Source organism: Streptomyces sp. HUAS YS2 (assembly GCF_033343995.1).
Taxonomy (GTDB): domain Bacteria; phylum Actinomycetota; class Actinomycetes; order Streptomycetales; family Streptomycetaceae; genus Streptomyces; species Streptomyces solicathayae.
The window spans coordinates 2,203,242-2,215,847 of the sequence record NZ_CP137573.1 but is presented as its reverse complement, the minus strand read 5'-3'; the positions used below and the strand labels follow the sequence as shown (position 1 = coordinate 2,215,847).

Sequence of the window (12,606 nt, the reverse complement as noted above, 5' to 3'; positions counted from 1 at the left end):
TGAGCGGAAATTGAGCATAACGATCCGGCCGCAACCGGACACACTGCGTGAACCGCGCCGCTCGCGGCGTACCGGGTGCATAACAGAACCCCGGGTGTAACAGGGGGACACTTGACTGTGACGCCGCCCATCGGCGTTCATGCACTGGTACATAGGTATGCACCGCGCGATCACTTACGTGAGCACAGAACGCTGGAAGCGACCGCACCGACCACTCGCAGAGCCACCGGAGGGGGGCCATGAGACTGCTGCTCGTCGAGGACGACGACCATGTCGCCGCCGCCCTGTCGGCGGTGCTCGCGAAGCACGGCTTCGCCGTGACCCATGCCCGCAACGGCGAGGAGGCCCTGCAGGCCGTCCTGCCCGCCGCGCACGGGGAGCGCCCCTCGTACGGGGTGATCCTGCTCGACCTCGGCCTGCCCGACCAGGACGGCTACCAGGTCTGCGGCCGGATCCGGAAGCTCACCAGCACCCCGGTGATCATGGTCACCGCGCGCGCGGACGTGCGCTCCCGGATACACGGACTCAACCTCGGCGCGGACGACTACGTCGTGAAGCCGTACGACACCGGGGAGCTGCTCGCCCGCATCCACGCGGTCAGCCGGCGCACCTCCGGCGGCGAGGAGACCGGCCCGGCCGGCGAGGAGACCGCGCTGCGCCTGGGCGCCGTCACCATCGAGCTGCCCACCCGTCGCGTCAGCGTCGACGGCGCGCCGGTGCCGCTCACCCGTAAGGAGTTCGACCTGCTCGCGCTGCTCGCCCAGCGGCCAGGCGTGGTCTTCCGGCGGGAGCAGATCATCAGCGAGGTGTGGCGCACCAGTTGGGAGGGGACCGGTCGCACGCTGGAGGTGCACGTCGCCTCGCTGCGGTCCAAGCTGCGCATGCCCGCCCTGATCGAGACCGTGCGGGGCGTCGGCTACCGCCTGGTCGTGCCGGCCGCGTAGTCCTCCGTGCGTACACGTCTTCTTCCGCTGCTCATCGTGCTGATGGCCGGGGTGCTGCTGGCGCTCGGCTTCCCGCTCGCCGCCAGCCTGGCCGCCGCCGAGCAGCAGCGGGTGGTCGTCGACCGGCTGGACGACGCCGCCCGCTTCGCCGCTCTGGCCCAGTTCGTCACCGAGAACGACCCCGGGATCGACGAGCGCCGGGCGACCCTGATCGGCGAACTGAACAGCTATCACGACGTGTACGGGATCCGGGCGGGCGTCTTCTACCGCGACAACCTGGCCATGGCCGCCGCCCCGGACGGCTGGGTCGTCCCGTACGACGGGGAGGGGCGCCGGGCCTTCAAGGAGGCGCTGCTCGGCCGGCGCAGCCACGACCCCTCGCAGGTCTGGCCCTGGCAGCGGAACGCCCGCCTCGCGATGGCCTCCCCGGTGGTACGGGACGGCGACGTCGTCGCCGTCGTCGTCACCGACTCGCCCACCGGACAGCTGCGTTCGCGGATCCTGCACGGCTGGCTGCTCATCGCGGCCGGCGAGGTCGCCGCGATGCTGGTCGCCGTCGGCGCGGCCTTCCGGCTCACCGGCTGGGTGCTGCGGCCGGTGCGCGTGCTCGACGCGGTCACCCACGACATCGCCACCGGGCGGATGAAGTCCCGCGTCGCCGCCGCCGGTGGACCGCCCGAACTGCGGCGACTCGCCCGGTCGTTCAACGAGATGGCCGACAACGTCGAGGACGTCCTGGAGCAGCAGCGGGCGTTCGTGGCCGACGCCTCCCACCAGTTGCGCAACCCCCTCGCCGCGCTGCTGCTGCGGATCGAGCTGCTCGCGCTCGAACTCCCCGAGGGCAACGAGGAGATCGCCTCGGTGCGCACCGAGGGCAAGCGGCTCGCCCAGGTCCTCGACGACCTGCTCGACCTGGCGCTCGCCGAGCACGTCGCCGCCGACCTCCGGCTCACCGACATCGGCGCGCTCACGGCCGAGCGGCTGGACGCCTGGCGGCCGCTGGCCGAGGAGAAGGGCGTCCGGCTCACCGGCGAGGTCGGCGCGGTGACCGCCTGGGCGGACCCGGTGGCGCTGTCCAGCGCCCTCGACGCGGTGATCGACAACGCGCTGAAGTTCACCCCGGAGGGCGAGGAGGTCACCGTCCGGGTGGCCGCCGACGGCGAGACGTCGACGATCGTGGTCGCCGATCACGGCCCTGGCCTGACCGACGAGGAGCTGACCCGCGTCGGCGACCGCTTCTGGCGCAGCAACCGCCACCAGAACGTCAAGGGCTCCGGCCTCGGTCTGTCCATCACCCGCGCCCTGCTCGCCGCGGGCGGCGCCACGATCGGGTACGCGCCGAACGAGCCGCACGGCCTGCGGGTGACGGTGACGATGCCGCGCAGTGCCCTGCCGGCCCCGGACTCACCTGTGGATCAGGGCTTCAGGGACCGGTAGTAGCGCCGCGCGCCCTCGTGCAGCGACAGCGGCTCCGTGTAGATCGCGCTGCGCAGGTCCACCAGCTGGGCCGGGTGGACCTGGCTGCCGATCCGGTCGCGGCTTCTGATCACCGTGCGGGTGAAGCCCTCGGCCATGTCCGGATCGGTACGTGCCGTGGTGACCAGCAGGTTCGCCACGGCCAGCGTCTCCACCCGCTGCCCGTCCTGCGCGAGCAGGTAGGCGTCGGCGGGGATGACCGCGGAGCGGTAGTACCGGGTGGACTCGCCGGAGTCGTGCAGCGTGGACACGAGCTTCGCGTCCAGCGGCACGAGACGGATCGGGGTCCGCTCGGAGAGATCCTGCACGGCCGCGGTGGGCAGGCCGCCCGACCAGAAGAACGCGTCCAGCTTTCCGCGCTCCAGGAGTTCGGGCATGGTGTCGATGCCGGCCGAGACCGGTCTGATGTCGGTGTCCGGGTGCAGCCCGGCGGCGCTCAGCACCCGGTCGGCGATCAAGCGGACGCCCGAGCCCTGCTGCCCGACCCCGACCCGCAGCCCCTTCAGGTCGGCAACGGAGGTTGCCGTGGACGACTTGGGGACGACGAGCTGCACGTAGTCGTCGTACAGCCGGGCCAGGCCGCGCAGCTGCGCGGCGCCGGGCTTCTGGTCGCGCTGGTACTGGGCCACGGCGTCCGCCGTCGCCACCGTGAAGTCCGCCTCGCCCGAGGCCAGCCGGGCGAGGTTCTGCTGGGAGCCCTCGCTGTTGCGCAGCGTTATCGACACGTCCGGGAGATCCTGGGCGAGCGCCTGCTGGAGCAGCTCGCCGTACTTCTGGTACACCCCGGTGGGCACACCCGTGCTGAAGGTGATCTTCCCGCTCGGCTCGGGGCTGCCCACCGGCAGCAGCCACCACGCCAGCAGCCCGCACACCACCGCGAGCGCGGCCGACACCTGGACGGCCCGACGGCGGGCGAAACGGGACAGGGACGCGAACATGCGACGATCCTGCCACCTCACTCCCCGTAACGGCCAGGCCATGGCGTGGGGACGCCAGGCGGGCGCCCCGGGGCCGCCGGGAAAGCGGTCGGGACTTGCTCCCGGTACCGCCTACCCTTGTGGCATGACCATCAGCGACCGGAGCCAGGCAGTGGACGTCCAGCGAACCTACGAAGTGCGTACCTACGGGTGCCAGATGAACGTCCACGACTCCGAGCGGCTCTCCGGTCTGCTGGAGGACGCCGGCTACGTCCGCGCCCCCGAGGGCTCCGACGGCGACGCCGACGTGGTGGTCTTCAACACCTGCGCGGTCCGGGAGAACGCCGACAACAAGCTGTACGGCAACCTCGGCCGGCTGGCCCCGCGGAAGGCGTCCCGGCCCGGGATGCAGATCGCCGTCGGCGGCTGCCTGGCCCAGAAGGACCGCGACACCATCGTCACCAAGGCTCCTTGGGTCGACGTGGTCTTCGGCACCCACAACATCGGCAAGCTGCCGGTCCTGCTGGAGCGCGCCCGCGTCCAGGAGGAGGCGCAGGTCGAGATCGCCGAGTCGCTGGAGGCCTTCCCCTCCACGCTGCCGACCCGTCGCGAGTCCGCCTACGCGGCCTGGGTGTCCATCTCCGTGGGCTGCAACAACACCTGTACGTTCTGCATCGTCCCGGCCCTGCGCGGCAAGGAGGAGGACCGCCGCCCCGGCGACATCCTCGCCGAGATCGAGGCGCTGGTCGGTGAGGGCGTCTCCGAGATCACCCTGCTCGGCCAGAACGTGAACGCGTACGGCTCCGACCTGGGCGACCGCGAGGCCTTCTCCAAGCTGCTGCGCGCCTGCGGCGAGATCGAGGGCCTGGAGCGGGTCCGCTTCACCTCCCCGCACCCCCGCGACTTCACCGACGACGTGATCGCCGCGATGGCCGAGACCCCGAACGTGATGCCGCAGCTGCACATGCCGCTGCAGTCCGGCTCGGACACGGTCCTGCGGGCGATGCGCCGCTCGTACCGGCAGGAGCGTTTCCTCGGGATCATCGAGAAGGTCCGCGCCGCCATCCCGCACGCGGCCATCTCCACCGACATCATCGTGGGCTTCCCCGGCGAGACCGAGGAGGACTTCGAGCAGACCATGCACGCGGTCCGCGAGGCCCGCTTCGCGAACGCCTTCACCTTCCAGTACTCCAAGCGCCCCGGCACCCCGGCCGCCGAGATGGAGGACCAGATCCCCAAGGAGGTCGTGCAGGCGCGCTACGAGCGCCTCGTCGCCCTCCAGGAGGAGATCTCCTGGGAGGAGAACAAGAAGCAGGTCGGCCGCACCCTGGAGGTCATGGTCGCCGAGGGCGAGGGCCGCAAGGACGGCGCCACCCACCGCCTCTCCGGCCGCGCCCCCGACAACCGTCTCGTCCACTTCACCAAGCCGGACGAGGACGTGCGCCCGGGCGACATGGTGACCGTCGAGATCACCTACGCCGCCCCGCACCACCTGCTGGCCGAGGGCCAGGTCGCCTCGGTCCGCCGCACCCGCGCGGGCGACGCCTGGCAGAAGCGCACGGAGGCGGCCGCGGCCAAGCCCGCCGGCGTCCTCCTGGGTCTGCCGAAGATCGGCGTCCCGGAGCCGCTCCCGGCAGCCTCCGCCCCCGCCTGCGGGAGCCACTGACCGCACGGCCGGGCGGGAGCCGCTGACCGTACGGCCGGGAACGGCGCCGCGCAGTAGGCTGCGGATCATGCTTGTCGCCGCAGCCGTCTGCCCTTGCCCTCCGCTGCTCGTGCCCCAGGTCGCGTCCGGGGCCGCGCCGGAACTCGACGCCGCCCGGACCGCCTGCGCGGACGCCGTCGGCGTGCTCGCCGCCTCCCGCCCCGACCGGCTGTACGTGGTCGGCCCGGCCGGCGGCACCGGCCGTGAGTCCTTCCCGGAGGGCTCGGCCGGCTCCTTCGCGGGGTTCGGCGCCGACCTCTCCGTACGGCTCGGCAGCGGGCTCCCCGAGGGCAGGCTCCCCGACGGCGGGCGTCCGCTGCCCGCGTCCCTCGCCGTCGCCGCATGGCTCCTGGACCGGGAGCGGTGGGCCGCCGCGCCCGCGACCGGGCTCGCGGTCGGCGAGCGGCTGGACGCCGCGGCCTGCGCCGCCGAGGGCCGCGGGCTGGCCGCGTCGGCCGGACGGGTCGCCCTGCTGGTGATGGGCGACGGCAGCGCCTGCCGCACCCTGAAGGCCCCCGGGTACCTCGACGAGCGCGCCGCCCCGTTCGACGCGGCGGCGGGCCGGGCGCTCGCAGCCGCGGACACCGAGGCCCTGCTGGCGCTGGACGAGGACCTCGCGCACGAACTCCAGGTGGCCGGCCGGGCGCCCTGGCAGGTGCTCGCCGGGGCCGCCGAGGGCGCCGGGCTCGACGGCCGCCTGCTGCACGAGGACGCGCCGTACGGGGTCGGCTACTTCGTCGCCGCCTGGTCCTGACGCCGGAGCGGCGGACGACGCGTAACCGGACGGCGCGGCACCGGACGGACTGCCGCGTCCTAGTCTTCGCGCTCCTTGTGGGCCATCTTGCCGACGGCGCCCTTGGCCTTGCCCGTGCCTGAGTGGATCTTGGTGCTGTACTTGCCCTTGGTCGTCGAGTCGACCATCCGCGCGGCCTTGTCCAGGCCCTGGTCGATCTTCTCCTCGTGCCGCTCGGCCAACTGGGACACCTTGTTCTTCAGGGAATCCATCAGGCCCATCGGGTCACCACCTTCGGTAGAAAACGCCCATATCAACCTGAATCAACAGCGTACTCGTGCGGGCGGACAATGCGCCGTCCGAGGTTTGGGAGACTGGGACGGTGAGAAGTGCAGCTCCCGCCCCGCGGGTCATCGCCGTCGTCGGCCCCACAGCGGCCGGTAAGTCCGATCTGGGCGTCCACCTCGCCCAGCAGCTCGGCGGCGAGGTCGTCAACGCAGACTCCATGCAGCTCTACCGCGGGATGGACATCGGCACCGCCAAGCTGACGGAGGAGGAGCGCGGCGGGATCCCGCACCACCTCCTCGACATCTGGGACGTCACCGAGGCCGCCAGCGTCGCCGAGTACCAGCGGCTTGCCCGCGCCGAGATCGACCGGCTGCTCGCCGCCGGCCGTACCCCGGTCCTCGTCGGCGGTTCCGGCCTGTACGTGCGCGGCGCCGTCGACGCCCTGGAGTTCCCCGGCACCGACCCCGCCGTCCGCGCCCGCCTGGAGGCCGAGCTGGAGGAGCGCGGCTCCGGCGTGCTGCACACCCGGCTCGCCGCCGCGGACCCCGAGGCGGCCCGCGCGATCCTGCCCAGCAACGGCCGTCGGATCGTCCGCGCCCTTGAGGTCATCGAGATCACCGGCAAGCCCTTCACCGCGAACCTGCCGGGCCCCGACTCCGTCTACGACACCGTGCAGATCGGCGTCGACGTCGGCCGCCCCGAGCTCGACGAACGCATCACCCAGCGGGTGGACCGCATGTGGGAGGCCGGACTCGTCGACGAGGTGCGCGCCCTGGAGGCCGTCGGCCTGCGCGAGGGACGCACCGCCTCCCGCGCCCTGGGCTACCAGCAGGTGCTCGCGGCGCTCGCGGGGGAGTGCACCGAGGAGGAGGCGCGCGCCGAGACCGTGCGCGCCACCAAGCGCTTCGCGCGCCGGCAGGACTCCTGGTTCCGGCGCGACACGCGGGTGCACTGGCTCAGCGGTGCCGCAGAGGACCGGGGGGAACTCCCGGGCCGAGCGCTGACGTTGGTCGAACGAGCGGTTACAGCCTGATCACGTGATGGCATCGGGACGCCCTGCCCGTCAGTTCGGCGGTCGGGGCCGTGCCATCATCGAGCATCGATCGACCAAGTGGAGTCCGAGTGGGGAGGGCGCGTGGCGATGGAGGCCGGCCCTCGTGACAGAGAACATCACGACGCTCGGGACGCACGTGACGGCGCGCTCGGCGCGATCCGCGGCGGCGCCCGGGACGCGGACGCTCCGGGTCTGACCCCGGACGGCCCCGACGACGCCCAGGGCTCCTCGGTCGAGGTCGCCGCCGACGAGGTCGAGGTCGAACTCCGCCCCCAGCGGCGGCTGCGGATCTGGCAGCTCGCGCCCATCGTCGGACTGGCGGCGCTCGGCTCCCTGATGTTCGCCTTCCCGCTCGCCTTCGGCTCCGGCGAGGGCGGCCCGGTCGCCGCCATGCTGGGCCTGCTGATCAGCTCCTGCGCCGCCGGCTGGGGCATGATGGCCGCCCGCAAGGTCGGTCACACCTGGCCCGGCCTGCCCGCCCGCGGCTCCGGCGAGCGCCCCGACTGGCGGGTCCTCGCCCTGTACGTGGGCGTCAGCGCCGTCCTCGTGGCCCTGGCGGTCTGGCGGGTCGCCCGGCTCCGCTGAGCGGCCCGTACCCGGCCCGGCGTCGTACTCCACCCGTACGATGGATCGCGTGACCAGCACCCAGAACGCGCCGCTCGCCTTCCTCAAGGGCCACGGCACCGAGAACGACTTCGTGATCGTCCCGGACCCGGACAACGCCGTGGCCCTGTCCCCGGCGGACGTCGCCCGGCTCTGCGACCGCCGGGCCGGCATCGGCGGCGACGGAGTGCTGCACGTGGTCCGCAGCGCCGCCCACCCGGAGGCCAAGGACCTGGCCGACGAGGCCGAGTGGTTCATGGACTACCGCAACGCGGACGGCTCGGTCGCCGAGATGTGCGGCAACGGGGTCCGGGTCTTCGCCCGCTACCTGGAGCACGCCGGACACGTCACCGCCGGCGAGGTCGCCGTCGCCACCCGGGGCGGCGTCAAGCGCGTCCACCTCGACAAGGACGGCTCCGTCACCGTCGCCATGGGCCGCGCCGTGCTCCCCGAGGAGAGCGTCACGGTCACCGTCGACGGCCGCAGCTGGTCCGCCCGCAACGTGAACATGGGCAACCCGCACGCCGTCGCGTTCGTCGACTCCCTGGACCACGCCGGAGACCTCCACACGGAGCCGCCGTACGCGCCCGCCTCCGTCTACCCGGACGGCGTCAACATCGAGTTCGTCGCCGACCGCGGCCCCCGCCACGTCGCCATGCGGGTGCACGAGCGCGGCGCCGCCGAGACCCGCTCCTGCGGCACCGGCGCCTGCGCCGTGGCCGTCGCCACCGCCCGCCGGGACGGCGCCGACCCCGCGGCGAGCGGGACGCCCGTCACGTACACCGTGGACGTGCTCGGCGGGACGCTGGTCATCACCGAGCACCCGAACGGCGAGATCGACATGACCGGTCCCGCGGTCATCGTCGCCGAGGGCACCATCGACCCCTCCTGGCTCGCCGGCCCCTCCTCCTGAGAGGCCGCCCGGTCGCCTTCGCGCCCAGGCACGAATCGCACGGAAAGCAAATGGCGCTCGCTCCTCCCGTCGCTCGAATGGGTGATCCGTTTCACGCTGGGCGAGAGCGGGACTGCGCCACGTGGTGGGGTCGGTAGCATCAAGCACCGGCCCCACGGGCACGCCTTGCCCGCTCACCGCCGGTCGACGCCGCCGGAGGTGCCCCATGAGTGCAGAGGCCACCAACCCTGACGCTCCCAGCCGCCGCCGCGCCCGCCCGAGGATCGACCTCCGCAGGCTGGGCCGTGCCGCTCTGCTCGGTCCCACCGCCCGGGACCGCCTGCCCGACGCCATCGGGCACGTCGCCGAGGCGCACCGCGCCCACCACCCCGACGCCGACCTGGCGGTGCTCCGCCGGGCCTACGTCCTCGCCGAGTCCTCGCACCGCGGCCAGTTCCGCAAGAGCGGCGAGCCGTACATCACCCACCCGCTCGCGGTGACCCTGATCCTCGCCGAACTCGGCGCCGAGACCACGACGCTGACCGCCGCGCTGCTCCACGACACCGTCGAGGACACCGAAGTGACGCTGGATCAGGTCCGTGCGGAGTTCGGCGACGAGGTCTGCTACCTGGTCGACGGCGTCACCAAGCTGGAGAAGGTCGACTACGGGGCCGCCGCGGAGCCCGAGACCTTCCGCAAGATGCTCGTCGCCACCGGCAACGACGTCCGGGTGATGTCGATCAAGCTGGCCGACCGGCTGCACAACATGCGCACCCTCGGCGTCATGCGCCCCGAGAAACAGGCGCGGATCGCCAAGGTCACCCGCGACGTCCTCATCCCGCTCGCCGAACGGCTCGGAGTCCAGGCGCTAAAGACCGAGCTGGAGGACCTCGTCTTCGCGATCCTCCACCCCGAGGAGTACGAGAACACCCGCGCGCTGATCGCCGGGAACAGCAGCGCCTGCGACGCTCTCGCCGCCATGGCCGACAACGTCTCCGCCGTGCTGCGCGACGCCGACGTCAGCGCCGAAGTCCTCGTCCGCCCACGGCACTTCGTCTCCGTCCACCGGATCAGGCTCAAGCGCGGCGAGCTGCGCGGAACCGACTTCGGCCGACTGCTGGTGCTGGTCAACGAGGACGCCGACTGTTACGCCGTCCTCGGTGAACTCCACACCTGCTTCACGCCGCTGATCTCCGAGTTCAAGGATTTCATCGCCGCCCCCAAGTTCAACCTGTACCAGTCGCTGCACACCGCCGTCGCCGGACCGGACGGAGCGGTCGCCGAAGTCCTCATCCGCACCCACCGGATGCACAAGGTCGCCGAGGCCGGCGTCGTCGCCCTCGGCAACCCGTACGCGACCGCGGACGGCGCCGAACCGGCCGCGCCCGCCGCCCCGACCGCCGACGACGTCGCGTCCGCCGAGGACGGCGAGCGCGCCGACCCCACCCGTCCCGGCTGGCTCTCCCGGCTGCTCGACTGGCAGGAGTCCACCCCCGACCCCGACACCTTCTGGACCTCGCTGCGCGACCACCTCGCCGAGGACCGCGAGATCACCGTGTTCCGGCCCGGCGGCGGCACCCTCGGCCTGCCCGCCGGATCCACCTGCGTCGACGCCGCCTACGCCGAGCACGGCGAGGCCGCCCACGCCTGCCTCGGCGCACGGGTCAACGGCCGCCTCGCCACCCTCGCCACCGTGCTCGGCGACGGCGACACCGTGCAACTGCTGCTCGCCCAGGACTCCACGTCCGGGCCCTCGCCGGACTGGCTGGAGCACGCCCGCACCCCCGCCGCGCGGATCGCGATCACCGCCTGGCTGCAGGCCCACCCGGAGAGCGCCAAGGCGCCCGCCGCGGCCCCCCGGGCGCCCGCGTCCATGACCGCCGACCGGGGCGGCGCGGCCGGCGCCGTCGTCGACCTTCCCGGCGCCCAGGTACGGCTGGCCGGCTGCTGCACCCCCGTACCGCCCGACGCGATCACCGGCTTCCCGGTGCGCGGCGGGGCGGTCACCGTCCACCGGGACGAATGTCCCGGCGCCGACCGCATGAAGGCCCTCGGCCGCGCGCCGCTCCCGGTCCGCTGGGGCGAGCACGCCGGCTGCCGGGTCACCCTGGTCGCCGAGTCCTTCGGCCGGCCCCGGCTGCTCGCCGACCTCACCGAGGCCATCGCCACCGCGGGTGCCGCCGTCGTCTCCGCCACCGTCGAGCCGCCCAGCGAGCAGCGCGTCCGGCACACGTACACCCTTCAGCTGCCCGACGCGGCCGACCTGCCCGCCCTCATGCGCGCCATGCGGGACGTGGCCGGTGTCTACGACGTCAGCCGGGTCCGGCACCCCTCCTCGTCGACCGTGCGCTGACCTCCTTCGAGTGGCGGCCGCGCGCGCCGCCCGGGACCGCGCCCGGCGCCCTGGTAGCGGTAGGCCATGCTGCTCACCCCCCGACCCCCCGCCCCGCGCCGGCGGTGGCTGCGGGCCGCCGTCCTGACCGCCGCCTCGGCCGGCCTGGTGGCCGCGGCGCTGCCCGCTGCCGACCCGCTCGGCATCGGCGACCCGCTCTTCCCGCACCTCGGCAACCCCGGATACGACGTCCTCGCGTACGACATCGACCTCACGTACCCGGGGAAGAACACCGAACCCCTGGACGCGGTCACCGGCATCGAGGCGATCGCCACCGAGAGCCTGGACCGCCTCAACCTCGACTTCACGCACGGCACCGTCCGCTCCGTCCGGGTCAACGGCGCCCCCGCCGCGTACAGCACCAGCGGCGAGGACCTGGTGATCACCCCCGAGGAGCGGATCGAGCGCGGGGACACGCTGAGGATCAGCGTCACCCACACCAGCGACCCCTCCGGACCCGCCGACACCGGCGGCTGGGTCCGCACCTCCGACGGCCTGGCCATGGCCAACCAGGCCGACGCCGCCCACCGGGTCTTCCCGTCCAACGACCACCCGGCCGACAAGGCGTACTTCACCTTCCGCGTCACCGCCCCCAGCACCCTGACCGCCGTCGCCAACGGTCTGGCCGTCGGTCGCACCGAGCACGGCGCGACCACCACGTGGTCCTATCGCACCACCCACCCCATGGCCACCGAGCTCGCCCAGGTGTCCATCGGCCGCTCCACCGTGCTGCACCGGACCGGGCCGCACGGCCTGCCCGTGCGGGACGTGGTGCCCGCCGCCGACGAGAAGGTCCTGGAGCCCTGGCTGCGCAAGACCCCCGAGCAGCTGGAATGGATGGAGGGGAAGATCGGCCCCTACCCCTTCGAGAACTACGGTCTGGTCGTTGCCGACGCCGAGACCGGCTTCGAGCTGGAGACCCAGACCCTCTCGCTCTTCGAGCGCCGGCTCTTCACCGACCGGCGCTATCCCGCCTGGCTCGTCGAGTCGGTCATGGTGCACGAGCTGGCCCACCAGTGGTTCGGCGACAGTGTCTCGCCGCGGCGCTGGTCGGACCTGTGGCTCAACGAGGGCCACGCCAGCTGGTACGAGGCGCTGTACGCCGACGAGACCGCCGGCAAGTCCCTGGAGCGGCGCATGAAGGCCGCGTACGGCGCCTCCGACGGCTGGCGCGCCGCGGGCGGCCCGCCGGCCGCGCCGGAGCCGCCGTCCCCCGGCCAGAAGATCAGTCTGTTCCGTCCGGTGGTCTACGACGGCAGCGCCCTCGTGTTCTACGCCCTGCGCCAGGAGATCGGCACCGAGGCCTTCGAGCAGCTCGAGCGGCGCTGGGTCGCCGACCACCGGGACGGCACCGCCACCACCGACGACTTCGCGGCGCTCGCCGGCGAGATCGCGGGCCGTGACCTCACCGCCTTCTTCAAGGCATGGCTGTACGGGAAGAAGACTCCTGCGATGCCGGGACACCCGGACTGGCGCAGCGCTCCCGTCACCGCGGCGAAACCCGGATGACGGCTCCTGTCCGGCCGTGTCACCATCTTCAGGTCGGCGACGGGGCCGGGCCCGGGAATCTTTTCCGCCCGTTACCCGTTGTGATCGACGTAA

At 73.0% G+C, this 12,606-nt stretch carries 11 protein-coding genes; 9 read left to right on the top strand and 2 right to left on the bottom strand.

The window, feature by feature from the left end; genetic code table 11:
- The first annotated feature begins 239 nt into the window (after positions 1-239).
- Positions 240-944: a response regulator transcription factor gene (locus R2D22_RS09935; RefSeq protein WP_318102729.1), complete on the top strand. Its 705-nt coding sequence runs from the start codon at positions 240-242 to the stop codon at positions 942-944.
- A 6-nt stretch (positions 945-950) separates the two neighbouring features.
- Positions 951-2,381: a sensor histidine kinase gene (locus R2D22_RS09930; protein WP_318102728.1), complete on the top strand. Its 1,431-nt coding sequence runs from the start codon at positions 951-953 to the stop codon at positions 2,379-2,381.
- Here the strand turns inward: R2D22_RS09930 and R2D22_RS09925 are convergent.
- Positions 2,360-3,358 (bottom strand): TAXI family TRAP transporter solute-binding subunit, encoded by a 999-nt coding sequence (locus R2D22_RS09925; protein ID WP_318102727.1) that lies wholly within the window; start codon positions 3,356-3,358, stop codon positions 2,360-2,362. The two genes, R2D22_RS09930 and R2D22_RS09925, sit on opposite strands and share 22 nt — an antisense overlap.
- A gap of 124 nt (positions 3,359-3,482) precedes the next feature.
- On the opposite strand from R2D22_RS09925, the gene miaB reads away from it, so the two are divergent.
- Together miaB and R2D22_RS09915 are read left to right on the top strand one after the other, a co-directional pair.
- Positions 3,483-5,003 (top strand): tRNA (N6-isopentenyl adenosine(37)-C2)-methylthiotransferase MiaB, encoded by a 1,521-nt coding sequence (gene miaB, locus R2D22_RS09920; RefSeq protein WP_318102726.1) that lies wholly within the window; start codon positions 3,483-3,485, stop codon positions 5,001-5,003.
- 67 nt (positions 5,004-5,070) lie between these two features.
- Positions 5,071-5,796 (top strand): class III extradiol dioxygenase subunit B-like domain-containing protein, encoded by a 726-nt coding sequence (locus R2D22_RS09915; protein ID WP_318102725.1) that lies wholly within the window; start codon positions 5,071-5,073, stop codon positions 5,794-5,796.
- A gap of 59 nt (positions 5,797-5,855) precedes the next feature.
- Here the strand turns inward: R2D22_RS09915 and R2D22_RS09910 are convergent, their stop codons facing one another.
- Positions 5,856-6,056 (bottom strand): antitoxin, encoded by a 201-nt coding sequence (locus tag R2D22_RS09910; protein WP_318102724.1) that lies wholly within the window; start codon positions 6,054-6,056, stop codon positions 5,856-5,858.
- Between the two features lie 101 nt (positions 6,057-6,157).
- On the opposite strand from R2D22_RS09910, the gene miaA reads away from it, so the two are divergent.
- The 5 genes from miaA (at position 6,158) to R2D22_RS09885 (ending at position 12,513) form a co-directional block, all read left to right on the top strand.
- Complete coding sequence (gene miaA / locus R2D22_RS09905) at positions 6,158-7,096, top strand: tRNA (adenosine(37)-N6)-dimethylallyltransferase MiaA (RefSeq protein ID WP_318102723.1); 939 nt, start codon at positions 6,158-6,160, stop codon at positions 7,094-7,096.
- A gap of 108 nt (positions 7,097-7,204) precedes the next feature.
- A complete protein-coding gene (locus R2D22_RS09900; RefSeq protein WP_318109669.1) occupies positions 7,205-7,702 on the top strand; it encodes a hypothetical protein in 498 nt (165 codons plus the stop codon).
- A gap of 40 nt (positions 7,703-7,742) precedes the next feature.
- Entirely contained in the window at positions 7,743-8,633 is an 891-nt protein-coding gene (dapF, locus tag R2D22_RS09895; protein WP_318102722.1) for a diaminopimelate epimerase, read from the top strand.
- A 205-nt stretch (positions 8,634-8,838) separates the two neighbouring features.
- Positions 8,839-10,965, top strand: coding sequence for a RelA/SpoT family protein (locus R2D22_RS09890; RefSeq protein ID WP_318102721.1), 2,127 nt, complete (start codon positions 8,839-8,841; stop codon positions 10,963-10,965).
- A gap of 66 nt (positions 10,966-11,031) precedes the next feature.
- Positions 11,032-12,513 carry a M1 family metallopeptidase gene (locus R2D22_RS09885; protein WP_318102720.1) on the top strand — a complete coding sequence of 494 codons (1,482 nt, stop codon included), beginning with the start codon at positions 11,032-11,034 and terminating at the stop codon, positions 12,511-12,513.
- The last annotated feature ends 93 nt before the right edge of the window (positions 12,514-12,606 follow it).